The sequence below is a fragment of the Streptomyces sp. NPDC048600 genome, assembly GCF_055587025.1.
Genome location: NZ_JBVJGZ010000004.1, coordinates 92,724 through 116,224, shown reverse-complemented (window position 1 = coordinate 116,224; position 23,501 = coordinate 92,724). Strand labels below are relative to the sequence as shown.

The following is a 23,501-nucleotide window of genomic DNA, read 5'->3' as shown; positions in this document are numbered from 1 at the left end:
GGTACTCGAACGGCGCGGCCGGGACGCCGCCCGCGATCCGGGCGTCCCGGACACCGGCCGGCCTGGGCGTGCCGCCGTCCGCGACCGGGCGTCGAGGGCACCGGCGGTCCGGTGCCCGTGGAGAGCGAGGACGAATGACTTTCGAGCATCCCGCCGACCGGGGCGGCGACCGCCGCAGGAGGTTCGAGCGGTTCTCGGAGTCCGCGTCGAAGTTCACCAGCTCACCCGTGTTCTTCCTGCTGTGCCTGGCCCTGGTCGCCTGGATGGTGAGCGTCCACGTGGCCGGGCTGGGCACGGAGTGGCAGGTGCTGGCGGGCGACTGCATGACGGCCGTGACCCTGATCCTGCTGGCCCTGCTGAAGAACTCGGAGCTGCGGGCCGAGCGCGCGATCCAGCGCAAGCTGGACGCCATCGCCGCGGCGCTGCTGGAGGCGCAGGAGGGGTCGCCGGGCAAGGCGCACGAGGACCTGAGGGCCGCCATCCGCATGGAGGAGGAGACCTGACCGTGCCCGGCGGCCGGGGCAGCGGCCGGGAGCGCGGTGCCGGGCATCGGACGCCCCGGCCGGGGAACGACGTTCGGGCCCCGGCGATCAGTTCTGGGGCACGGGACGCCGGTCGGGGGTCCCGGCCAGTACCCGGCCGACCCAGTCCGTGCGGGTACGGCGGGCCGAGACCGAGATCCGGGCCTCGGGGTACAGGGTGTCGAAGCCGTGGAAACCGCCCGCCCACACATGCAGCTCGGCCTGTCCTCCCGCGGCCCAGATACGCCGGGCGTAGTCGGTGTCCTCGTCGCGGAAGACCTCGGCGGAACCGGTGTCGACATAGGTGGTCGGCAGGCCCGAGAGGTCGTCGGCCAGGGCGGGGGAGACGTACACCGGCACCTGACCGTCGGCGAGGTCACCGAGGACCGCGCTCCAGCCGAAGGCGTTCATCTCGGCGGTCCACACGCCGGGCACGCCGGAGTACTGGCGGCTGGAGACGCTGGTGTTGCGGTGGTCGAGCATGGGGGAGATCAGCATCTGCGCGGCGACGGCCGGGGCGCCGAGGTCGCGGGCCAGGAGAGTGACACCGGCGGCGAGGCCACCGCCCGCGCTGGCCCCGGCGACGACGATCCGGGCGGGGTCGACCCCCAGTTCGGCGGCGTGCTCGGCGACCCAGAGCAGTCCCTGGTGGCAGTCGTCGACCAGGGTGCTGCCGGTGGCCTCGGGGGCGAGCCGGTAGTCGACGGAGACCACGACCGCGCCGAACCGGTCGAGCCACTCCAGCGGAATGTCCAGCTGCGCGAAGCGGTCGCCCATGACCATGCCGCCGCCGTGGATCCAGTACACGCAGGGCGCCCCGTCGGCGCGGCCGGTCCCCGCGGGGCTGAACACCGACAGGGGGATCCGCGCACCGTCCTTCGCGGGCACGACGACCTCGCGCCGGTCGACCCGGCGGTTCTCCAGCAGGGAGTCGACGGGTGCCGACGGCAGCCGGCGCAGTTCCGCGAGCACCTCCGCGTCGAGTCCGGGCAGCAGGGGCAGGCCGGCGAGCAGCTCCCGGAGTTCCGGGTCCAGGGACGGGCGCGGAGTCGTCATGGCCGTTGCCTTCCGTGACGTGGCGGGCATGTGTGGGGGTACGGGTTCCCGGACCGAAGAGTCTCGTGCCCCCTGGTGCCGCGATGAACCCACGCCTCTCGACGAGCTCCGCGCCCCACCGGACCGGAACGCGCGGCCCGCGCCCCCGCGGTCCGGCCGGCCCGGGCGAGGTGACGCGTCCCGCCGGGCAGGCCCCGGGCCGCCGCCCGGGACCGGCCCGGCGCGTCGGCCCGAGGCCTGCGCCAGGGCCCGGCGGGAAGGAAGGGCGGGCCGGATCAGCCCGCCGGAGCGGTGATCTCGCGCTTGAGGATCTTGCCGCTGGGGCCCGTCGGCAGCTGGTCCACCAGCCACACCGCACGCGGGTACTTGTACGCAGCCACCCGCTCCTTGACGAACTCCCGCAGCTCGTCGGGGGTGGCCTCGGCGCCGGGGCGCAGCACGACCGCGGCGGCGATCTCCTCGCCCAGGCTCGGATGGGCGGTGCCCACCACGGCGGCCAGGGCGACGGCCGGGTGCTCGTGCAGCACCTCCTCGATCTCGCGCGGGTAGACGTTGTACCCGCCGCGGATGATCAGGTCCTTCTTGCGGTCGACGATGTAGAAGTAGCCGTCCTCGTCCTGCCGCGCGAGGTCGCCGGAGCGCAGCCAGCCGTCCTGGATCGTCTCCGCCGTCTCCTCGGGACGGTTCCAGTAGCCCTTCATCACGTTGGGCCCGCGCACCGCCAGTTCGCCGATCTCACCGGGCGCCACGTCCTGGCCCTTGTCGTCCAGCAGCCGCACCTCGACGTCCTTGATCGGCGTACCGATGGAACCCGCCTTGCGCGGCCGGTCGGGGTGGTTGAAGGTGACGACCGGGCTGGTCTCGGACATGCCGAAGCCCTCCAGGACCGCGCAGCCGAAGCGCCGCTCGAAGCCGTGCAGGATCTCCACCGGCAGGGACGCCCCGCCGGAGATGCACATCCGCAGGCTCGACACGTCCGCCTCGGACGGGTGCTGGAGCAGTGCCGCGTACATGGTCGGCACACCCTCGAACACGGTGGCGCCGTCCCGCGCGATGGCGTCCAGGACCGCCTGCGGCTCGAAGCGGGGGATCAGCGTGAGGGAGGCGCCGCTGCCGAGAGCCACGCTCATCGTGCAGATCTGGCCGAAGATGTGGAACAGCGGCAGACAGCCCACCACCACGTCGTCCGGCGTCATCCGCTGCACCTCGGTCATGTTGACCTCGGTGTTGTGCCGCAGCCCCGCGTGGGTGAGCGCGGCGCCCTTGGGCCGGCCGGTGGTGCCGGAGGTGTACAGCAGCACGGCGACGTCGTCGCCGTCCGCCGGCGCCGTGCCGACGAGCGGCTCGTGCCCGGCGAGCAGCTCCGCGAAGGCCGCGGGCTCGACGGCGAAGTGCCGGACCCCGGCGTCCGCCGCGCCCTGCGCGCCCTCACCCGGCGCCTGGTGCCACTCCCACAGCAGCTCCGCCCCGGAGTCGGTCAGGTGGTAGGCCGTCTCACGGGCCTTCAGCAGCGGGTTCATCGGTACGACGACGGCACCCGCGCGCAGCGCGCCGTAGTAGAGGATCACGAACTGGGGGACGTTCGGCAGCATCAGGGCCACCCGGTGTCCCGGCCGCACCCCCTCGGCCCGCAGCAGCGTGGCGGCACGCGCACTGGCCTCCTCCAGTTCCGCGTAGGTGATGACCCGGTCGCCGAAGCGCAGGGCGGGCCGTGCGGGCTGCCGCCTCGCCGTCTCCACGAGAAACTCCGCCAGATTGGCCATGGTCCGCCCTCCACGAATGGTGCTGTTGAAATCCGCAGTTAACGTCGACGACATGGTGCTGTCGTGCCGGGCGGCCGCCTATGGCCGGCCGGACAGCGTCTCCCGTCACAGTTTGTTCCTGGACACAAGAAGGCGCCGCTAAGCTGGGGCGATGGTTCTTTCGGGAGTGGCCGCGGCACTGCACGCACGGCTGCCGGAACTCGGCGAGCGGATCGCGGAGACCATTCGCGCGGACGTCGAGGCGTACCAGGACGAGTCGCTGATCCCCTTCGAGTCGCTGCGCCGCTCCTGCACCGCCAACGCCGACCTCGTCCTCGGCCACTTCCACCGCAAGGGTGTCGCGGACCCCAGCCCGGCGCGCGACACCGGCCGTATCCGCGCCGAGCAGGGCATGCCGCTGGCCGACACCCTGCACGCGTACCGGATCGGCTTCGAGCTGCTGTGGTCGGAGATCCTCGAGGAGGCACGCGCGCATCCCGAGGTCTCCGACGCCGAGCTGGTGTCCCAGTCGGCGGACATCTGGGCCCTGTTCGGCCTCTACGCCGAAGCCGTCGCGGCGGCCCACCGGGAGACCTCGGCGGAGCTGACCCTCCAGCGCGAGGCCCGGCGCTCGGCACTGGTGGAAGCCCTGTTCACCGGCGTCATCGCCGACCGCAGCACCCTGTGGGAGGCCGCCCGCGAGCTGGGCCTGCCCGAGCACGGACCGTACGCGGTGGCCGTCGCGACCGCCACCGCGCCCGGCGAGGAACCCCTGACCGGCATCGAGACCGCGCTGCGCCAGTCCCAGCTGGCCTCCGCCTGGCGGCTGCTGCCCCACCAGCAGATCGGCGTGGTCGCCCTGACCGCGCCGGACGCCGAGCAGACCTGCGTCCGTGTGCTGCGGCGCGCCCGCGCCCGGGTCGGCCTCAGCCCGGGCGTCGCCTCCCTGCGCGACGTCCCGCAGGCCCTGCGCTTCGCCCGGCTGGCACTCGCCGGGCTGCCGGGCACCGCGCCCGGTGTCGCACGGTTCGACGACAACCCCCTGGCCATGCTGGTCGCCGCCGCGCCCGCCGAGGCGGCCCAGCTCGTCGAGACCGTCCTCGGGCCCGTCCTCGCCCTGCCCGCGGCGGAGCGCGCCCGGCTGCTGGAGACCCTGGAGCACTGGTTCGCCGCGGCCGGCTCCGCCGCCGACGCCGCCGGGTCCCTCTTCGTTCACCCCAACACGGTCCGCTACCGCCTGCGCCGCGTCGAGGAACTGACCGGCCGGTCCCTGGCGGACCCGCGCACCGTGGCCGACCTCGGCGCCGCCCTCGCCGCCGTGCGCAGCACCGGCGTGGACTGAGCGGGTACCGAGCCGGTACCGCACTCCGCCGCACCGGTGTGGACCGAGCCCGTGCCGCACCGCCACACCGGTGTCGTCCGAGCCCGGCGGACCGGCTCATCCTCCGCACGGCCCCCGTCACCCAACCGCCACGGGCACCGGGCGCATCCGCCCGCGACCCGCGCAGGGTAGTGATCGGTGACGGAGTCACGACCGGGCTCCGGCGACGACGGCAGGCTGAGGCGGCGGCATGGGCGACGAGCGGAACACCGGGACCGGCGCACACCCCTCGCTCGGGCGGCACTCCCTCACCTGTCTGGTGACCGGCGCCAGCGGCTACATCGGCGGGCGGCTGGTGCCCGAGCTGCTGGCAGCAGGGCATCGGGTGCGCTGCCTGGCCCGTACCCCGGGCAAACTGCGCGACCACCCCTGGGCCGGCCAGGTCGAGATCGTCCAGGGAGACGTCATGGACGCCGAGTCGACGGCCGCGGCGATGGACGGCGTGGACGTCGCCTACTACCTGGTGCACGCGCTCGGCACCGGCGACGACTTCGAACGCACCGACCGCGAGGCGGCCCGCGTCTTCGGCGAACAGGCCCGCCGCGCCGACGTCGGTCGCCTCGTCTACCTGGGCGGACTCACCCCCGCCGGCGTCCCCGAGACGGAACTCTCCGCCCATCTGCGCTCGCGCGCCGAGGTCGGCCGCATCCTCATGGACTCCGGCGTACCGACCGCCGTCCTGCGCGCCGCCGTCATCATCGGCTCCGGTTCCGCCAGCTTCGAGATGCTCCGCTACCTCACCGAGCGGCTCCCCGTGATGGTCACCCCGCGCTGGGTGCACACCCGCATCCAGCCGATCGCGGTACGGGACGTGCTGCGCATCCTCGTCGGCTGCGCCGGACTGCCCCCGGACGTCAACCGCGCCTTCGACATCGGCGGCCCCGAGGTGCTCACCTACCTGGACATGATGCGCCGCTACGCCGTCGTCGCCGAACTGCCCCGGCGGCTCATCCTGGCCGTGCCCGTGCTCACGCCCGGACTGTCCAGCCACTGGGTCGGGCTGGTCACGCCGGTGCCCGCCTCCATCGCCCGCCCGCTGACCGAGTCCCTGCGCCACGAGGTCGTGTGCCAGGAGCGGGACATCGAGAAGTACGTGCCGAACCCGCCCGGTCACCCCCTCGGCTTCGACCGCGCGGTCGCCCTGGCGCTGCAGCGCATCCGGGAGGCCCAGGTCGTCACCCGCTGGTCCTCCGCCTCCGTGCCGGGCGCGCCCAGCGACCCGCTGCCCACCGATCCGGACTGGGCGGGCGGCAGTCTCTACACGGATCTGCGCGAGCGGGAGGCGGACGTCGCTCCCGGAGCGCTGTGGCGGGTCATCGAGGCCATCGGCGGGGAGAACGGCTGGTACTCCTTCCCGCTCGCCTGGGCGGTACGCGGCCGACTGGACCGCCTGGTCGGAGGCGTCGGACTGCGCCGTGGCCGACGGGACGCCCGCCTGCTGCGGGCGGGCGACTCGCTCGACTTCTGGCGGGTGGAGGAGATCGAACGCGGACGGCTGTTGCGGTTGCGTGCCGAGATGCGGCTGCCCGGACTGGCCTGGCTGGAGATGCAGGTCGACGGCGGCGAGGACGGCGGGCCCGTCCGGTACCGGCAGCGGGCCCTGTTCCACCCGCGCGGCCTGCTCGGACACCTGTACTGGTGGAGCGTCGCGCCCTTCCACGCGATCGTCTTCGGCGGCATGGCACGCAACATCGTCAAGACCGCCGCCCGCGCCCGCGACGAGGCGCGGGAGCAGGAGCGACGCGAGGAACGGACGGCGGCCGGGACCGCATCCGCACACCCCGTGACGGCGGAAGACAGTGCCGTCCGCACCGGCCGACGCCGTCCACCGGAGAGAAGCTGAAGCCCATGCACGTCTCAGTCGTCCTGTTCACCTCCGACCTGCGCCTGCACGACCATCCGCCGCTGCGCGCGGCCCTGGACTGCGCGGACGCCGTCGTCCCGCTGTTCGTCCGCGACCGCGCCGTGGCCGCCGCGGGATTCGACACCCCCAACCGCGCCGCGTTCCTCGCCGACTGCCTGGCCGACCTCGACGCCTCGCTGCGCGAGCGCGGCGGACGGCTCGTGGTGCGCTCCGGCGACCTGGTCACGGAGGTCTGCCGCGCGGTGGCGGAGGCGGACGCCGACGAGGTGCACATGTCGGCCGCCCACAGTCACTTCGCCACCCGCCGCGAGGACCGGCTGCGCCGCGCGCTGGAGGCCGACGGCCGCCGTCTGTTCGTCCACGACGCCGCCACCGTGGCCGTTCCGCCCGGCGAGGTGACGCCCTCCTCTTCGGACCACTTCGCCGTCTTCACGCCGTACTACCGGCAGTGGTCGCAGGTCCGGCTGCGGCCCGTCGCGGGCGCCCCGCGCCAGGTGCGGGTCCCCGACGACGTGAAGGGCGAGCAACTGCCCGCACGCGACGAGGTCGGCGGCGTCTCGGCCGGGCTGGCCGCCGGCGGCGAGAGCGAGGGCCGCAAGCGGGTGACCGCCTACTGGCGCCGCGGCCTCGACGCCTACGACGACACCCGCGACGACCTGGCCGCCGACGCCACCTCGCAGCTCTCCGCGCATCTGCACTTCGGCACCCTGTCCCCGGTGGAACTCGTCCAGCGGGCGCGGCGGCACGGCGGCACGGGCGCGGAGTCGTTCGTACGGCAGCTCGCCTGGCGCGACTTCCACCGCCAGGTGCTCGCCGCCCGGCCGCAGGCCTCCCACGCCGACTACCGCACCAAGCACGACCACTGGCGCACCGAGCGCGGCGCGCGAGCCGACATCGAGGCCTGGCGCGAGGGCCGCACCGGCTATCCGGTGATCGACGCGGCGATGCGCCAGCTGCTCCACGAGGGCTGGATGCACAACCGGGCCCGCCTGCTGACCGCGAGCTTCCTGTGCAAGACCCTCTACGTGGACTGGCGGATCGGCGCCGCGCACTTCCTGCACTGGCTGGTCGACGGCGACGTCGCCAACAACCAGCTCAACTGGCAGTGGGTGGCGGGCACCGGCACCGACACCCGCCCCAACCGCGTCCTCAACCCCGTCACCCAGGCCAAACGGCACGACCCCGACGGTGTCTACGTCCGCCGCTGGGTGCCCGAGCTCAGGGACGTCGACAGCCGGGCGGTGCACGAGCCGTGGAAGCTGGCCGGGCTGGACCGGGCCGCACTCGACTATCCCGATCCGGTGGTGGAGCTGTCCGAGGGGCTGGACCGGTTCCGGCGGGCCCGCGCCCGGGAGGACTGAGCGGCTCCCCGGTGCGGGCTCCCGGGCGCCGGCACTCCGGCGTTCAGTGCGTCCGTACGGTCGGCGCGTCGTCCTGGTAGAGCCGGGTCAGGGTCTCCACCGCCTCGCTCAGCCCGGCACAGCGCGGGAAGCCCGTGGACGCCCGTCGGTCCCAGCCCGGTCCGGCGGGCAGCACCAGCGGTCGCCCGCGCGCGCCCGCCGCCCCCCACTCCAGACCGGCGAGATGCCGGGCCAGAGGCACCGACGCCGTGGAGCGGGCCTGCGCCCAGAGCACCACCGCGGCCGGTCCGGTGCGCCGTACGCTCGCCAGCAGCGCCTCCGCCGGCACGGCCGCGCCCAGCATCCGGGTCGGTACGCCCCGCTCGCTCAGCGCGGCCGTCAGCGCCTCGAGCGGCAGCGAGTGCTGCTCACCCGGCGTACAGGCCAGCACCACCGGGGCGGCCCCGGGGAGCGGCCGCGCGCGGGGCAGCAGCATCGGCATGCCGCGCAGGGTGCAGGAGACGTGCCAGGACAGCAGGTGCTCCACCTCCACATAGCGGTCGCCGGACGACTCCCACTTGCGGCCCACCGCGTGCAGCGTCGGCACCATCACCTCCTCCCAGGCGACGGTCAGCCCGTGCCGTTCCACGGCGGCCATGAGCTGCCGCTCCAGCTCCGGGGCGTCCAGCCGGACCGCCGCACGGGCGAGGCCCCGGCACTCCTGGCGCACCTCGCCGAGCGGGAGCCCGCTGCCCGCGCCGCCGGAACGGGCCGCGTCCGTGGCCGGGGGGAGCGCCGCCGCGTCCGGCTCCGGACCGTCCCGGTCCTGGCCGCCCGGCAGATCGTCCGTGCCGTGGCGCAGCCGGGCCACCCGGGCCGCCTCGGCGGGCGGCGCCCCCGTCGCCGTCAGCCGGCACATCTCCTCCACCATCGCGATGTCCGCGGGAGCCCACCGGCGGTGCCGGCCCTCCGCGCGCAGCGCCGGGCCGATGCCGTAGCGGCGGTCCCACGAGCGCAGCGTGGTCGGGGAGACACCCAGCCGGCGGGCCAGCGCCCCGGTCGTCACACCGGCGTCGGCGGACATGGTGTCCATGGCCCCGGTGTCCTCGGACGCGCTCTCGGCGGACCTGCTCTCGGCGGTCATACGGCAGCCGCTTCCTGTTTCGACGCGGTATCGATGCGAGATCCTCCCATGATCCTTCGGCGCGCGGCGCCCGGCAAGGTCAGGATGGATCTGAGTGCGTAGTCGCTCCAGGTTGGGGAACCAGGGGCGGAGGGAGAGATCAGAGGCCACACAGTTCGCAGTGAAACGGCCGGGAAGGTGCGATGTCGACCGAACCGCGATGGAGCGACCAGCCGTCGTCCGGACACACGCTCGAGTGCGTCGCCGCGTTCGCGGGGCGCCTCGAGGACGTCACCGACGCCAGAGTGACGGCGGAGCTGTTCCTCGCCGTCCTCGGCAGGACGCAGCCGCCCTCCGCCCCGGAGCACTGGGACGACATCCTGCTGGTGGTGACGGAACTGGCGGCCAACGCCGTCCAGTACGCGCCCGGACCCTTCCGGCTGACCCTGCGCAGGACCTTCGACGGCGTGCACGTGACCCTGGGCGACACCAACACCACCCCGCCCGCGCCGCGCGCCTTCCGCCCCGGCAAGGGCGGCGGGGGCATCGGCTGGTACCTGATCCAGACCCTGTGCGACCAGGTCAGCGTGGTGATCCACAAGGAGCCCGAGAACCCCGTGCACCCCGGGAACCCCGAGGACCCGTCCGGCGGGACGGGCGAGGGCGGCGGCGCCGAGGTCGCGGGCGAGGTGGGCAAGGACGTCCACGTGTTCCTGCCCTGGTGACGCCCCCCCTGGTGACGCCCCGCCGGGCCGGCGAACGCCCCCCTGGCCCGGCGCCCGCGGCTCAGACCAGCGGCACCAGGACGCTGATCGCCTTGCCGCCCTGCGGACGGCGCTCGACATGGATCTCGCGGGCCAGGCGGATGATCAGCGGCCAGCCGAAACCGCCGCTCGCGTTCGGCAGCGGGAACGTGCCGTGGCCGAACGCGGCCGGGGGAACCGTGCCGCTGTGGTCGTGCACGTCCAGCCGTACGCCCTCCGCCACCGGTGTCACCTCGAAGCGGGCGAGGCCGCCGCCGTGGCGGATGGCGTTGGTGACGAGTTCCGAGACGACCAGCAGAAGATCGACGACGGCCTGCTCGTCGGCCGGGCCGGACGGTCCGCGCCAGCGCTCCCGCACCAGGTCCCGGACGTACTGCCGCGCGGCGGCCGCGCTCCCGACCACGGCGGGACCGCCGACGGGGGCCGGGCGCACGGCCGCCGACCCGCCGCTGCCGGCGGCCGAGGGCTCGGCGGGCTTCATCGCTCTCCGTCCGTGGCCGTGGCCGGCGGGCCGTGCGGGGGAGCGGCGGCACCGCCGGTGCCGGGAAGCGGATGCGTGGTGGGGGAGAACAACTGCCTTCGCACCTCCGTCACATGCCACTCGTGGACGGACCCGAGTGTGGCCCACCCGCCCGGGTCGGTGCCACGGGGCGCGCCCGCGCGACGGTCACCGGCGCCGCCCGCCGCCGTCGGAGCCGGGCTTCAGCCCCAGGGCCTCCTGCCGCACCTGTGCGCAGCAGCGGTTGATGAGCCGTGAGACATGCATCTGGGAGATGCCCAGCCGGTCGGCTATCCGCCGCTGCGTCATGTCCTCGAAGAAGCGCATGTAGAGGATGGCGCGCTCGCGTTCCGGCAGCCGCCGCAGTCCCGCCTTGGCGGCCTCGCGGTCGACGACGACGTCGTACGCCTCCTCGCGCACGCCGAGGGTGTCGCCCAGGCTGTAGCCGTCGTCGTCCCCGGGCCCCTCGGCGTCGAGGGACAGTGTGCGGTAGCTCTCCAGTGCCTCGGCGCCCGCCTTGACCTCGTCCTCGGTCAGGCCCGTGTGGGCGGCGATCTCGGTGACGGAGGGCTCGCCGCCGCCGGCCGACTGCAGGAGCTCGCGGCGGGCGAGCCGCACCTTGTTGCGCAGGTCCTGGACGCGACGGGGCACGCGCAGGGCCCACATCCGGTCCCTGAAGTGCCGTTTGATCTCCCCGGTGATGGTGGGCACGGCGTAGCTCTCGAAGGCCCCGCGGCCCGGCTCGTAGCGGTCGATGGCCTTCACCAGGCCCAGTGCCGCGACCTGGCGCAGGTCCTCGAGCGACTCGCCGCGGTTGCGGAAGCGGCCGGCGATGCGATGGGCCATGGGCAGCCAGGCCTCGGTCAGTTCCTCGCGCACGGTGTCCCGTTCGGGCCCGGCGGGCAGTGCCGTGAGCCGGGCGAAGGCCGCCCCGGTCTCGGGCGCGTCGTCGTGGCGGTGCCTGCGCGACGCGGCGGGACGGGGGGTGGGACCGGAACCGTGTGCGGACGTCTCAACCAGCATGCGAAAACGCTCCTGAACGAAGGTGTCAGGCAGTTGCGTGGGAAACGCGGAGGGGCTGTCGGCAGCCCTGGACGGGCGCGGCGCCTCCGCCGGTGCCTCTGTTCCGAAGCACGATCTGGCGCCTGCCCCGCCCTCGGCCGGGCAAACAGGGCGAGCTTCGCGGCGACCGGACGGGACGTCGTGGAAGGGAGGATTCCGGCCAGAACCGGGTGCCGCCCCGGTGTTCACGCACTGGTGGGGAGTGAATCCCGCGAAGCCGGGCAGTCGGGGGGATGACATTCGGATCCGGCACAGGGGAGGGCGGCATGGCAGCCGTGACGGCGGCACGGACGACGGCCACGGCGGGGGAGACGAGCACGGCGGACGGGGCGGCACTGCCGCTCATCGAGGATCCGGCCGCGGTCGGGCCCAAGGACGCGCGGGAACTGTCGCGCCGGTTCTTCGACCGCCTGGCCGTGCTGGAAGAGGGCACCCCCGACCACCAGTACGTGCGCAACACGCTGATCGAGATGAACCTGTCGCTGGTCAGGTACGCCGCCTCGCGCTTCCGCACCCGCGGGGACTCGCTGGAGGACGTCGTCCAGGTCGGCACCATCGGGCTGATCAAGGCCATCGACCGTTTCGAGGTGTCGCGGGAGGTGGAGTTCACCACCTTCGCGGTGCCGTACATCGTGGGGGAGATCAAGCGCTTCTTCCGCGACACGAGTTGGGCCGTCCATGTGCCGCGCAGGCTCCAGGAGGCCCGGGCGGAGCTCGCCAGGGCGACCGACGAACTGCGTTCCCGGCTGGGCCGCACCCCGACCACACGGGAGCTGTCCGAGCTGATGTCCCTGTCCGAGGAGGACGTCATCGAGGCGCGCAAGGCGGCCAACTGCTACCAGTCCGCCTCCCTGGACGCGGCGCTGTCCACCGAGTCGGAACGGGGCGACACCGTGCTCGCCGACCGTCTCGGCGAGGAGGACCCGTCGCTCGAACTCGTCGACGACCTGCACTCGTTGGCGCCCCTCGTGGCGAGCCTCGACGAGCGGGACCGGCGCATCATCCACCTGCGGTTCGTGGAGGAACTCACCCAGGCGCAGATCGCGGCCCGGCTGGGCGTCTCCCAGATGCATGTCTCACGGCTCATCAGCCGCATCATCAAGCGGCTGCGCAAGGGGCTGCTGGAACCGGGCGTGGCCTGAACGGCGCCGGCCGCTCAGCACCGTCCGTGCCGGACGCGCCGACCCCGGCGCCACCGGCCGCACCCGGGCGACCGGGTGCCCCGACGCATGGAATCCGCCCGACGGGACACCCGTCCCGTCCGCCAGCGCCTGTGGGAGGCCTCGTGTCCGAAGCTCAGAACGCTCTGTCCGTCAAGGTGGAGGTGCTCCGCGAGGACGCCGTGCTGCTCACGGTCGCGGGAGACCTGGACTCGGCCACGGCGGCCGAGCTGAACCATCACCTCGCCAACCAACTCCACCACGGGCGGCGCCACTTCCTGCTCGACATCCGCGACGTGCCCTTCATGGACTCGTCCGGCATGAACATCATCCTGCGGGTGTACCAGGAGGTCCGGGAGGACTCCGGCGGCGTCTATGTGATCTCCCCGGCGCCCGCCGTCCGGCGCATCCTGGACCTGACGGGCGTGAGCCTCACCGTCCCGCTGCTCGCCGATGTCGACGAGGCGCTGTCGGCGGCGGCCGGCTGAGCACCCGCGGGAGGGGCTTCACCTCGTAAGGATTGCAACGGATCAACGCTTCCCTACAGTGGGGTGCGGCCCGCACGGAACCGGTTCCGCGGTCCTGTCGGCGCGGAACAGAGCGACAAGGAGTGACGTAAGTGCCGGAACAGCCGAGGCCAGCGCAGCCGATGCCGCCGACGGAGGAGGTCGCGGAGTTCCTCCGCAGACGGCGGGAGCAGATCGCCCAGCGCTGGGCCGACGCGTCGCTGTTCCGCACGGTCTTCACGGTGTCCCGGGACGAGGCGGTGGAGGCGGGCCGCGCCGTGGCGGAGGCGCTGGCCGCGGTCGCCGCCGCCGGGCGCCCGGAGGACGCGGACGCCGGGGCCTTCGCCGTCGTACGCGACCAGCTGGCGCGGACCGCCGACGCCCGGTCCCGGGCCGGTGCCGACGCCGCCCGGATCTCCGCCGAGGTGGACGCCCTGCGCCCGCCGGTCACCGACCTCCTCGCCGCCGAGCTCTCCGGGGCACCGGCGGAGCACGTCCTCGAGTGCACGACGACGCTGACCGTGCTGATGGGCACGCTCCGCCTGGTCGTCCAGGACACGGCGCTCAGCGCGGGACGGGACGTCATCGACCGCCAGCGGCTGCAACTCCTGGAGGTGGCCACGCCGGTGATCCGGCTCTGGGACGGCATCGTCGCCGTACCGCTGATCGGCACCCTCGACAGCGCCCGCAGCCAGGTGGTGATGGAGACGCTGCTGAACGCCGTCGTCGACGAGCAGGCGCACTTCGCCATCCTGGACATCACCGGCGTCCCCACCGTCGACTCGCTGGTGGCCCAGCATCTGATGAAGACCGTGGCCGCGGCGCGTCTGATGGGAGCGGAATGCATCGTCTCCGGAATCCGGCCCGCCATCGCGCAGACCATCGTCCATCTGGGCATCGACCTGAGCTCCGTGCTCACCCGGGCCAGCCTCGCGGACGCGCTGTCGTACGCGCTGCGCCAGCAGGGCGCCGACATCGTGCACCGGGCGGCGCACGCCACGGCACCGCGGTGACCGGCGTGTTCACCTCGCCCTACGAGAGCCGGGTGCCCGTCCTGAGGCTCGGCGGTGTCCTGCTGGTCACCCTCCAGGGCGATCTGCACGACGGCACGGCGGAGCAACTCCAGCAGGACATCGGCGAGATGGTCGCCGACAGCGGTGTCGCCGGGGTCGTCATCGACCTGTCCGGCGTGGAGATCATCGACTCGTTCATGGGCCGGGTACTCAGCGACATCGCCTCCCAGACACGGCTGCTGGCCGCCCGGACCGTGGTCGCCGGGATGCGTCCCGCGGTGGCCATCACCCTGGTCGAACTCGGTCTGACGCTGCCGGGGCTGCGTACGGCGCTCAGCACCGAGGCGGCCATGCGCGACCTCGGCGCCGACGCCGCGCACAGCCTTCTCGGGGACGGCCGGACCCACCGGGAGCGTCCGTGACCCACACCGGCGGCGAGGTCTCCGCCTGCCTGCCGATCCACTCCGACCTCGATCTGGTGTGGGTGCGCCAGCAGGTCCGCCAACTGGCCGTCACCGCCGGATTCGGCCTGGTCGACCAGACCAAACTGGTCACCGCCGCCAGCGAACTGGCACGCAACGCCCTGGTGCACGGCGGTGGCGGCGAGGTGGAGTGCGCCCTGGTGAACCGGTCCGGGGTGGCGGGCCTGCGGCTGGCCTTCGCCGACGAGGGCCCCGGCATCGCCGACCTCGACCAGGCCCTGTGCGACGGCTACACCTCCGGCGGCGGACTCGGCATGGGCCTCGGCGGCGCCCGGCGGCTCGTGCACGACTTCGCCGTCGACAGCCGCCCGGGCGGCGGCACCGTCGTCACCGTCACCTCCTGGGTCGACCGGCCGCCCCGCCCCCGCGAGGCGCGCTGATGCCCCGCGTCCGGGAGGTGCCCGTGCACGACTCCACCCGCGTCCGTGACGTACGGGTGGCAGCCGAGGCCGTCGCTGTTCTGGCCGGGCTCGACGAGGACCGCACCGCCGAGGCCGCCCTGGTGGCCACCGAGCTCGCCACCAACCTGCTCAAGCACGCCGGCGGCGGCCGAGTCCTGCTGGAGGCCGTGAGCCCGGCCGTGCCCGCCCACGGCGACACCGAGGCGGCCGTCGTACAGATACTGGCCGTCGACCACGGGCCCGGCATCGCCGATGTCGCCGCGGCGCTGCGCGACGGGCACTCCACCGCCGCCTCCCTCGGCGCCGGACTCGGCACCTGCCTGCGCACCGCCGACGACTTCGACCTGCACAGCACCCCCGGCAGAGGCACGATCGCGCTGGCCCGGATCGCCCCCCGCGGTGCCCCGCGCCGCGCCCGCGCGTCCGGTACCGCGCGGGCCGGAGGCATCAACATCCCCTTCGCCGGAGCCGAGTTCTCCGGCGACGCCTGGGCCTGGGCCCGCTCGGGCGACCGGCTCACCCTGATGCTGGCCGACGGCCTCGGACACGGCGAGCACGCCGCGCGGGCCTCCTCCGCCGCCGTCACGGAGGTCCGGCGCCGCGCCGATCTGCCCGTGGACCGGCTGCTGCGCACCCTGCACGAGGCCCTGCGCGGCACCCGCGGCGCAGCCGTCGCGGTCGCCCAGCTCGACACCGCGACCGGGCGGCTGTCCTTCAGCGGTGTCGGCAACATCGGCGCCAGGCTGCGCCGCGGCGACCGCTGGCAGCCACTGCTGTCCCGGCCCGGCATCGTCGGCGCCCATCTCCCGGCCACCCTCCCGTGCCAGGTGGAGGAGTGGACCGGCGACTGCCTGCTCGTCCTGCACAGCGACGGCCTGCCCAGCCGCTGGAGCGCCGACCCCTTCCACCACGACCCCGCCCGCGACCCCGCCGCCGTCGCCGCCGCGATCGTGCGCGACGCCAGCAGCCCCGCCCGCCCCGTGCGCGACGACACCGCGGTCGTCGTGCTGACCCCCACCCCGCCGGACCGCCCCTGATGAACCCCACCTGGAACGTCCGCGGCGTCACCGACGCCGCGCGGGCCCGCATCGCGACCGCCCGGCTGGCCGCCGCCTGCGGAGTGCAGCCCGTCGAGCGCACGCGCCTGATGGCCGCGCTCACCGCCCAGCTCAGGCAGTGCCTCATCAAGGGCGGTGCCTGGGCCGTGACCGCGCGCACGGACGCGCCGCCCGGCGAGATGCGCCTCACCGTCGAGGTACGGCCGGCCGACGGGCGACCCGTCTGGCAGGCGTCCGTCGTCCGCTTCCCGGACCCCGACGCCGCCCCCGTTCCCGCCGCACACGTCCCGGACGACGAAGTCACCCTCGCCGAGGCCCTGTTCTCCGCCGACGAGGACGCGGGCCTGCTGCTCGACCAGCTCGACGAACAGCAGGCGCTGGTCGGCTTCCACCGGGAGGAACTCCACCAGACCAACCAGGGCGTCGTCGCCCTGCACGCCGAGCTGGACGCCGCCGGAGAACGCCAGCGCGAGCTGTTCGCCGCCGAACAGAGCGCCCGGCGCGAGGCGGAGAACGCCCGGGGCAGGCTCACCTTCCTCGCCGACGCCAGCGCCGTCCTCACCGCCTCCCTGGACCCCGACGCCGTCGTACGGCTGCTCCCGGATCTGCTGGTGCCGCGCTACGCCCGCACCGTGGACGTCTGGCTGTTCGACGCGCCGGACGACCCGCACCGCGCGATGGCAAGGCCGGCCGCCGCGGTCGTCGCCGCCCGCCGCGGCCGCCCCCAGTACGCCGCCGACCACGCGGGCGGGCTGCCCGGCGTCGACGACCGGCCGCCGTCCGCGCTCGCCCCAGACCGACCCCTGCTCTGCATCCCCCTGCTCACCCACCGCACGACCCAGGGCGTCCTCACCCTCACCCCGCCCGAGGAGCGCTGGGACCCCGACGACGCGGTCATGCTCGTCGAACTGACCCGGCGGGCCGGTATCGCCCTGGAGAACGCCCGGCGCTACGAGCACAACCGCGACATCGCCGAGACCCTCCAGCGCGCCCTGCTCACCGACCTGCCCACGGTCCCCGGCATCGACCTCGCGGCCCGCTATCTGCCCGCCACCCGCGGCATGAACATCGGCGGCGACTGGTACGACGCCTTCCGCCAGCCCGACGGCAGCCTGATCACCGTCGTCGGCGACGTCACCGGGCACGGACTGCACGCGGCCGTGATGATGAGCCAGCTCCGCACCGCCCTGCGCGCCTACGCCGTCCACGGCGCGGGCCCCGGCCGGCTGCTGACCCAGCTGCACCAGTTCCTGCACCACCTGCGGCTCGACCTGTACGCCACCGCGGTCGTCGCCCGGTTCCGTCCCGGCACGGCCGAACTCACCTGGGCGGCCGCCGGACACCCGCCGCCCGTGCTGCACACCCCGGACGGACAGGTGCGCACCCTGGACGCCCGGCCGGGCGCGATGCTCGGCATCCCCCTGGACCAGGAGATCGCCGAGCACACCGAGCCCCTGCCACCCGGCTCCACGCTCGCCCTCTACACCGACGGCCTCGTGGAACGCCGCACCCAGGGCATCGACCCCGGGATCGAGCGGCTGGCACGCGCCCTGTCCGCCGTCCGCCCGGGAGACCTCGCGGGGGATCTCGACGGCTGCGCCGACGGGCTGCTGCAGCCGCTGCTCGACGACTCCGAGCACGACGACGACGTATGCCTGTTGCTGTGCCATGTGCACGACGCGGAGAGGGCCCGGACGGGGGAGGGGCGGGACGGCGTGCCACGGGCGGGCCGGTGACGGCGGGCGGAGCCGGGCGGGCCGCCCAGTACGCTGACCTCGTGGCCAGGGGACAGCAGAACGAGACCGGCGGCGCCGTCGCCGGGAGCACACCGACCGACCCGCAGGGGTTCGCCGTCGCGCTGCGGCGGACCATCGGGGAGATCAACCGGCTGGTCCACGGCTTCGCCCTGGCACAGGGACTGCACCCCACCGACGTCCAGGCGCTGTCCTTCGTGCTGGACAGCCCGCAGCCGCCGACCCCGGGCATGCTGCGCGAGCACCTCGGTCTGACCTCCGGCGCGGTGACCGCCTGCCTCGACCGGCTGGAGAAGGCCGGACACATCCGCCGCCTGCGCGAGAGCGCCGACCGCCGGGTCGTCCACATCCACTACGAGGAGGGCGGGCGGGCCGCCGCGCGCACCTACTTCATGCCGCTCGCCCAGGCGGCCGAACAGGCCCGTGTCCAGTTCAGCGAGGACGAACTCGCCGTGGTGCTGCGCTACCTGGACGCGCTGAACACCGAACTCGGCGAGGTACGCGTACCGCGACGCTGATCCGTCGCGACCTTCCGTACGGCGTCCCGGGCGCGACGGCACGGCCGCCGTGCCCGTGCTCCTCGCGGACGTCACCAGCCGGTGACGTCCGGGCGCATCCGCCGGAGCCCTTCGAGGGGAAACGGGGACAGGTGCCACTCGACAGGAAGGGAGCCGTCGTGGTGGAGGCGGACGCGGCCGTCCGGGAAGCGGGAGCCGCAGGGCTTTCCCGGGCGCGCCGGGCGAGCGGACACGTCCCGGGAACACGGCCCCCCTTCGTGTTCCCGGGACCCACCGCCCGGCCCGCCGCGTCCGCCGCCGCGCTCCGGGTGCCCCCGGGAACCCGGCCACGGCAACCCCGACAGCACCGCCCGGCCACGCCCGCGCGACCGGCGGCCGACCCAAGTCCCCGTCGAGGACGGCGTCCCGCCCCTGAGGTACGAGCGAAGAGGTGGTCATGTGGCCGCGGTCCGGGAGACGACGGACGTGCTGGTGATCGGCGCCGGGGTCGCGGGGCTCGCCTGTGCCCGTGACGTGGCGGACGCGGGCCTGCGGGTACGGGTGGTCGAGGCCTCCGACGAGGTCGGCGGGCGCATGCGCTCCGACCGGGTCGAGGGCTTCGTGGTGGACCGCGGCTTCCAGGTCGTCAACACGTCCTATCCGCAGCTGCGCCGCAGGGTGGTCCTGAAGGACCTGAGGCTGAGGCCCTTCACGCCCGGGGTCCTCGTCCACACCCCGACGGGCCGGCTGCGGTTCAGCGACCCCACCCGGCGCCCGCGCTCCCTGCCCGACCTGCTGCCGGGACGTCTCGCGGGCCCCCGCGACCTGGCCGCCCTCGCGGCGCTCACCGCCCGCGACCTGCTCGCCCCGCCCCGGCGCCTCAAGAGACTCCCGGACACCACGACCCGTACCGCCCTCGCGGACGCGGGGATCTCCGACGCGCTCGTGGAACGGTTCCTCAGGCCCTTCCTCGCCGGGGTCTTCCTGGAGGACGACCTGGCCACGTCGAGCCGCTTCTTCCACCTGGTGTGGCGCAGCATGCTGCGCGGCACCCTGTGCCTGCCCGCCGACGGCGTCGGAGCCGTCCCGCGCGCCCTGGCCGCCGCCCTGCCCACGGGCACGGTCCGGCTGGAGACCCCCGTGGAACGCCTGACACCCGGCGGTGCGCTGACTGCCGACGGCCGGGAGCTCCCCGCCCGCGCCGTCGTGGTGGCCGCCGGCCCCCGGTCCGTCACCGGCCTGCTCCCCGGCGTCGACGTCCCCGCCTACCGGGTCGTGACCACCTACTACCATGCCGCGCCGCGCTCCCCGCTGGGCGAGCCGACCCTGCTCGTGGACACTCGCCGCCGGTTCCTGAACACCTGTGTGCTGAGCGACGTCGTGCCCGGTCACGCGCCGCCCGGCCTGGCCCTGATCGCCACCTCGGTCCTCGGCCCGGACGCCGAGGGCCGCGAGAACGGCCTGCGCTCCGCGCTCGCCGAGGCGTACGGCACCGGCACCGAGGGCTGGCATCTGCTGACCGTGCGCACGGTCCAGGAGGCCCTGCCCGTCATGACACCGCCCCAGCCCCTCAGCCGCACCAGCCGGGTCTCGCCCGGCCGGTACGTGTGCGGCGACCACCGGGCGACCGGGTCCGTCCAGGGCGCCATGGCCTCGGGCGCGCGGGCCGCGCGCGAGGTGCTGCAGGATCTGCGGCCCTAAGGCCCTGGGACCAGGAGCCGGAGCGGGCCCCACCGCCGAAACCGACCGTCCCCGGCGGCCGCACCCGGCCGTCGGGCCGAGGCGGGAGACGAACGTGGACATCGAAGGAGCACGGGTCCTGGTACCCGGCGCCGGCGGCGTCATCGGGAGCGCGCTGGCCGCACGACTGCACGGGCTCGGCGCCCGGGTCGCCCTGGCCGGCCGCACCCCTGCGCCCCTGACACGCGCCGCCGCATCCTGCGGGGGAGCGCCGGTCCACCGGATCGACGCGTACGACCTGGAGGGCTGCGCCCGCACCGTGCCCTGGGCGGCGGACGCGCTGGGCGGGCTGGACGCGGTCGTCGTCTGCGTCGGCGTCGCCGGGTTCGGCCGGGCCGACACCGTGCCGGACTCGGTCGCCGAACACCTCCTCACGGTCAACGCGCTCGCCCCGATGGCCCTGCTGCGGGCCGCGCTGCCCGTCGTGCCCCGGGGCGGTGCCCTCGCGGCGGTGACCGGTGTCGTGGCCGACGCCGCACCGGCGGGCATGGCGGACTACGCGGCCTCGAAGGCGGCGCTCGCGGCCTGGCTGACGGCCGTCCGGCGCGAGCGGCGGCGCGAGGGAGTGGCCGTCCTGGACATCCGGCTGCCGCATGTCGAGTCGGGGTTCGCCGCCCGCGCCGTGGCCGGGTCCCCGCCCGCGCTGCCCCCCGGCCTGACGGTCGCCGCGGCGGTGGACGAGATCCTCGACGCCCTGCTCCGGCCCGCCCCGGCCGCGGCAAGGCACACCGCGCACCGCCCGGAGTGAGACGGCCCGCCCGCCCCGGAGTCACGACACCCCGCGGCGCCCGGGGGCACCGAGCGCTCCGGGCAAAGCGATGCAAAGACGTTGCGACTTGTGGGGCGAGTTCCGCGCCGAGCACGGTGGAGATGCCGCAGTCGCTCCGGGCTACGGACGTCCGGCGGCCGGCCGCCGAGGACGCGGTCCGGGCCGATCCGCCCGGGGGCGAGGCGGCCCGGCCACCGCCGCACGAGGAGTGGACACCATGAGCGCAGTGCAGGCCCCCGACCGCGTAGCCGACGCGGCTCCCGCGAGGCCTCGGGGCGGGGACCACCCGGACGACGAACTCGCGGCCGGCTTCGTCGCGGGCGACGAGAGCTGCCTGGAAGCGGTCTACCACCGGTGGGGCGCGCTGGTGTACACCCTGGCGTGCCGCTCCCTGGGCGACGCGCGGGAGGCGGAGGACGTCACCCAGACGGTGTTCCTGGCCGCGTGGCGAGGGCGTTCGGGGTTCGCCCCGCAGCGCGGCGCCCTGGGCGCGTGGCTGGTCGGGATCACCCGGCGCAAGGTCGCCGACGCGCTGTCGGCCCGGACCCGCCGGGCGGAACTGGTGACGGCGGCGGGGACGAGGCTGGCCCTGGAGCCCGCCGACCGGCAGGAGCAGCCAGAAGGTGTGCTGGACCGCGTCGTGCTGACCGGGGAGCTGTGCAAGCTGCCCCACGCCCAGCGGCGCGTGCTGACCCTCGCCTTCTACGACGACCTCACCCAGACCCAGATCGCCGAGCTCACCGGCTGGCCCCTGGGCACCGTCAAGAGCCATGCCCGACGGGGCCTGCTGCGGCTCGCGCGCTGCCTGGAGGCCGACGCCGTCCGTGGATGACGTCCGGCGGCGAGGGGCTCGCCCCCGCTCGGCGTCGCGGGCCGCGCGGGGCGGCGTGCGAGCCCACCCGTACGGGCCGAACGAGGGGTGGCGCGCGGCCTCACCCGTACGGGCCGCGCGGGCTGGTGGCCGGGAGGGGCCGGTGTTGCGCTGGGGACATCGTCCGTGATCCCCGGAGGCACCCGTCATGATCCGTCGCCCGTCCCGTCCCGCTCGTGTCGCCGCCGCCGTCCTGGCCGCGGGAGTCCTGCTGGCCACCGGGGCCTGCTCCGACGACGGCGGCGACGAATCGACGGCCGGGGAGAGCACCAGGTCGCCGTCCGACACCGCCTCACGCCCCGCGGTCCCCGAGGCCGCCACGCCGTCCGGCGCCCTGACCGAGGCACAGGCCAAGACGGCACTGATCACGGAGGCGGACATCGAGGACGAGTGGACGCAGGTCGACGACGCGGCGAAGTGGCGGGACTCGCTGCTGGCCGGTTCCGTCGACGTCGACGACTTCCTCACCGGCAAGGCGGACGCCTCCGACTGCCAGCGCCTGATGGACGGCCTCTACAGCGAGGATCTGCTCGGCAAGCCGTCCGGGGCGTCCGCGCTCACCGGCTTCGAGGAGGGTGACTCGCGCCTCCTCTACCAGGTCGCCGCCTACAGCGGTTCCGGCCTGGACGACTCCATGGACTGGCTGGAGTCCCTGCCCCAGAAGTGCGACGAGTTCACCGTGATCGGTTCCGGGAACTCGAAGCGCACCGTCCAGGTCATCGAGACCACGCTGCCCGACGAGGGAGACGCCCGGCAGGGCCTGGAGGTCACCGTCCAGGGCACGGCCGACGGCGCTCCGACGACGTTGACGCTGAACGTCGGCGTGGTCCGCGTCGACGACAACGCGATCACCGTGACGGCGGGCGGCCCGGACGGCGGACAGCCGGACTCCGTGGACACCGCCGTGAAGCAGGGCACCGGCCGGCTCGAGACCGTCCTCGAGGGCGGTACACCCGCCGCGTCCCCCACGCAGGGCGACTGACCGGCCACGGCGGTCGTCGCGCGTGTGCGGGCGGGTGGCGGGGCGCGGGCGGGACTCCTCCGGGCCAGGGTGGATGATGTCTGTACATCGACAATCATCCTGGGGGGACGATGAGTTCGCGCACCACCCTGTCCGCCGTCGGCCTGCTGCTCCTGGCCGTCACCGCCTGTGGGGCCGGGGACGGCGAAGGGACCACCGCGGGCGGCGACGAGGCCGCCTGCAAGGCCGCCCTGAGCCGGCAGGCCGATGAGTTCGCGCGGGCGGGCGGGCCGCCCGCCGACGCCGAGGACCCGGCCGCCTGCGCCGGACTGGACGAGCGGACTCTCCGGCGCGTCCACACGGAGATCATCGGGGAGGTCGTCGGGGGCGACGAGTTCCGCGAGCACGTCGAGGACGCCCTCGGGGACCCCGCGCTGTCCGGCCTCCCCGAGCCCACGGGAGCGTTCGGGACCCCCGGTCCCGACGAGCTCGAGGAGGAACTCGCCGACCTCCAGGACGAGATGGACGCGATGGAGAGCGCCCTCGCCACCGCGTCCCCCTGACCCCGGCCGGGGCGGGAATGCGCCGCGGCGAGGGATGGGCCGACGATCCGCGGGTAGACGCGTCCTTACACCCGCTCCGCGCCGCCGAGGCCGGTGCGGGCCTTGTCGTCAACCGTCCCAGGAGGTCAGCCGTGCCAGGCATGCTGGAGAAGCTCATGCGGTTCAGCCGGAGCCCACAGGGGCGCCGCGCCGTGGAACAGGTGCGTCGCGCGTCCGCCGACCCGCGGCGCCGGGCCCAGGCGCAGCGGCTCCTCGGCAGGCTGCGGCGGCGCCCCTGAGGGCGCGGCCCGGCGGTGACGACCGGGGCGGGGCGTCCCTCGTGGCGTCCTGGCCCGCGCCCGTCCGGCCGCTGCCCGCATCCGTCCCGGCGTCGG

The 23,501-nt window shown here is 74.7% G+C and carries 24 protein-coding genes; 19 read left to right on the top strand and 5 right to left on the bottom strand.

Annotation, left to right across the window (positions count from 1 at the left end; translation table 11 throughout):
• The first annotated feature begins 134 nt into the window (after positions 1-134).
• Positions 135-503, top strand: a complete 369-nt coding sequence (locus tag ACZ6SQ_RS06740; protein ID WP_469557397.1) for a low affinity iron permease family protein — start codon at positions 135-137, stop codon at positions 501-503.
• 87 nt (positions 504-590) lie between these two features.
• Here the strand turns inward: ACZ6SQ_RS06740 and ACZ6SQ_RS06735 are convergent, their stop codons facing one another.
• Together ACZ6SQ_RS06735 and ACZ6SQ_RS06730 are read right to left on the bottom strand one after the other, a co-directional pair.
• Positions 591-1,577: an alpha/beta hydrolase gene (locus ACZ6SQ_RS06735; RefSeq protein WP_469557395.1), complete on the bottom strand. Its 987-nt coding sequence runs from the start codon at positions 1,575-1,577 to the stop codon at positions 591-593.
• Between the two features lie 275 nt (positions 1,578-1,852).
• Complete coding sequence (locus ACZ6SQ_RS06730; protein WP_469557393.1) at positions 1,853-3,340, bottom strand: long-chain-fatty-acid--CoA ligase; 1,488 nt, start codon at positions 3,338-3,340, stop codon at positions 1,853-1,855.
• A 151-nt stretch (positions 3,341-3,491) separates the two neighbouring features.
• On the opposite strand from ACZ6SQ_RS06730, the gene ACZ6SQ_RS06725 reads away from it, so the two are divergent.
• The 3 genes from ACZ6SQ_RS06725 to ACZ6SQ_RS06715 all read left to right on the top strand — a co-directional run bounded on the left by ACZ6SQ_RS06725 (position 3,492) and on the right by ACZ6SQ_RS06715 (position 7,925).
• Positions 3,492-4,661 (top strand): PucR family transcriptional regulator, encoded by a 1,170-nt coding sequence (locus tag ACZ6SQ_RS06725; protein ID WP_469557392.1) that lies wholly within the window; start codon positions 3,492-3,494, stop codon positions 4,659-4,661.
• A 229-nt stretch (positions 4,662-4,890) separates the two neighbouring features.
• Complete coding sequence (locus tag ACZ6SQ_RS06720; protein WP_469557390.1) at positions 4,891-6,543, top strand: SDR family oxidoreductase; 1,653 nt, start codon at positions 4,891-4,893, stop codon at positions 6,541-6,543.
• Positions 6,544-6,548: 5 nt separating this feature from the next.
• On the top strand, positions 6,549-7,925 hold the full coding sequence (locus tag ACZ6SQ_RS06715) for a cryptochrome/photolyase family protein (protein WP_469557389.1): 1,377 nt from the start codon (positions 6,549-6,551) through the stop codon (positions 7,923-7,925).
• A 43-nt stretch (positions 7,926-7,968) separates the two neighbouring features.
• Here ACZ6SQ_RS06715 and ACZ6SQ_RS06710 read toward each other — a convergent pair whose 3' ends face one another.
• Positions 7,969-9,048: a MerR family transcriptional regulator gene (locus ACZ6SQ_RS06710; RefSeq protein ID WP_469557388.1), complete on the bottom strand. Its 1,080-nt coding sequence runs from the start codon at positions 9,046-9,048 to the stop codon at positions 7,969-7,971.
• A 182-nt stretch (positions 9,049-9,230) separates the two neighbouring features.
• Between ACZ6SQ_RS06710 and ACZ6SQ_RS06705 the strand changes: the two genes are divergently transcribed.
• Positions 9,231-9,752 carry an ATP-binding protein gene (locus ACZ6SQ_RS06705; RefSeq protein ID WP_469557386.1) on the top strand — a complete coding sequence of 174 codons (522 nt, stop codon included), beginning with the start codon at positions 9,231-9,233 and terminating at the stop codon, positions 9,750-9,752.
• Between the two features lie 61 nt (positions 9,753-9,813).
• Here the strand turns inward: ACZ6SQ_RS06705 and ACZ6SQ_RS06700 are convergent, their stop codons facing one another.
• Both ACZ6SQ_RS06700 and ACZ6SQ_RS06695 read right to left on the bottom strand, forming a co-directional pair.
• Entirely contained in the window at positions 9,814-10,272 is a 459-nt protein-coding gene (locus ACZ6SQ_RS06700; protein WP_469557384.1) for an ATP-binding protein, read from the bottom strand.
• Positions 10,273-10,458: 186 nt separating this feature from the next.
• Positions 10,459-11,313, bottom strand: coding sequence for a SigB/SigF/SigG family RNA polymerase sigma factor (locus ACZ6SQ_RS06695; RefSeq protein WP_469557382.1), 855 nt, complete (start codon positions 11,311-11,313; stop codon positions 10,459-10,461).
• A 305-nt stretch (positions 11,314-11,618) separates the two neighbouring features.
• Between ACZ6SQ_RS06695 and ACZ6SQ_RS06690 the strand changes: the two genes are divergently transcribed.
• From ACZ6SQ_RS06690 to ACZ6SQ_RS06625, 14 genes are all read left to right on the top strand, one after another.
• The gene (locus ACZ6SQ_RS06690; protein WP_469557380.1) at positions 11,619-12,494 is read left to right on the top strand and encodes an RNA polymerase sigma factor SigF; all 876 of its coding nucleotides are present in this window, start codon (positions 11,619-11,621) and stop codon (positions 12,492-12,494) included.
• A gap of 143 nt (positions 12,495-12,637) precedes the next feature.
• A complete protein-coding gene (locus ACZ6SQ_RS06685) occupies positions 12,638-13,000 on the top strand; it encodes an STAS domain-containing protein (protein WP_386381142.1) in 363 nt (120 codons plus the stop codon).
• Positions 13,001-13,161: 161 nt separating this feature from the next.
• Positions 13,162-14,031 carry an STAS domain-containing protein gene (locus tag ACZ6SQ_RS06680; protein WP_469557834.1) on the top strand — a complete coding sequence of 290 codons (870 nt, stop codon included), beginning with the start codon at positions 13,162-13,164 and terminating at the stop codon, positions 14,029-14,031.
• The gene (locus ACZ6SQ_RS06675; RefSeq protein ID WP_469557378.1) at positions 14,028-14,453 is read left to right on the top strand and encodes an STAS domain-containing protein; all 426 of its coding nucleotides are present in this window, start codon (positions 14,028-14,030) and stop codon (positions 14,451-14,453) included. The genes ACZ6SQ_RS06680 and ACZ6SQ_RS06675 overlap by 4 nt, the downstream gene beginning before the upstream one ends.
• Positions 14,450-14,893 (top strand): anti-sigma regulatory factor, encoded by a 444-nt coding sequence (locus ACZ6SQ_RS06670; protein ID WP_469557376.1) that lies wholly within the window; start codon positions 14,450-14,452, stop codon positions 14,891-14,893. Before ACZ6SQ_RS06675 ends, ACZ6SQ_RS06670 begins: the two co-directional genes overlap by 4 nt.
• A complete protein-coding gene (locus ACZ6SQ_RS06665; RefSeq protein ID WP_469557374.1) occupies positions 14,893-15,951 on the top strand; it encodes an ATP-binding SpoIIE family protein phosphatase in 1,059 nt (352 codons plus the stop codon). The genes ACZ6SQ_RS06670 and ACZ6SQ_RS06665 overlap by 1 nt, the downstream gene beginning before the upstream one ends.
• Positions 15,951-17,708 carry a PP2C family protein-serine/threonine phosphatase gene (locus tag ACZ6SQ_RS06660; protein WP_469557373.1) on the top strand — a complete coding sequence of 586 codons (1,758 nt, stop codon included), beginning with the start codon at positions 15,951-15,953 and terminating at the stop codon, positions 17,706-17,708. Before ACZ6SQ_RS06665 ends, ACZ6SQ_RS06660 begins: the two co-directional genes overlap by 1 nt.
• 41 nt (positions 17,709-17,749) lie before the next feature.
• Positions 17,750-18,244 (top strand): MarR family winged helix-turn-helix transcriptional regulator, encoded by a 495-nt coding sequence (locus ACZ6SQ_RS06655; RefSeq protein ID WP_469557372.1) that lies wholly within the window; start codon positions 17,750-17,752, stop codon positions 18,242-18,244.
• Positions 18,245-18,682: 438 nt separating this feature from the next.
• Positions 18,683-19,924: an NAD(P)/FAD-dependent oxidoreductase gene (locus ACZ6SQ_RS06650; protein WP_469557370.1), complete on the top strand. Its 1,242-nt coding sequence runs from the start codon at positions 18,683-18,685 to the stop codon at positions 19,922-19,924.
• A 94-nt stretch (positions 19,925-20,018) separates the two neighbouring features.
• Entirely contained in the window at positions 20,019-20,711 is a 693-nt protein-coding gene (locus ACZ6SQ_RS06645; RefSeq protein ID WP_469557368.1) for an SDR family NAD(P)-dependent oxidoreductase, read from the top strand.
• 238 nt (positions 20,712-20,949) lie between these two features.
• Positions 20,950-21,564, top strand: a complete 615-nt coding sequence (locus tag ACZ6SQ_RS06640; protein WP_469557366.1) for a sigma-70 family RNA polymerase sigma factor — start codon at positions 20,950-20,952, stop codon at positions 21,562-21,564.
• Positions 21,565-21,751: 187 nt separating this feature from the next.
• A complete protein-coding gene (locus tag ACZ6SQ_RS06635; RefSeq protein WP_469557364.1) occupies positions 21,752-22,585 on the top strand; it encodes a hypothetical protein in 834 nt (277 codons plus the stop codon).
• A gap of 110 nt (positions 22,586-22,695) precedes the next feature.
• A complete protein-coding gene (locus tag ACZ6SQ_RS06630; protein WP_469557362.1) occupies positions 22,696-23,127 on the top strand; it encodes a hypothetical protein in 432 nt (143 codons plus the stop codon).
• Positions 23,128-23,258: 131 nt separating this feature from the next.
• On the top strand, positions 23,259-23,405 hold the full coding sequence (locus ACZ6SQ_RS06625) for a hypothetical protein (protein WP_386381222.1): 147 nt from the start codon (positions 23,259-23,261) through the stop codon (positions 23,403-23,405).
• Positions 23,406-23,501 lie beyond the last annotated feature (96 nt).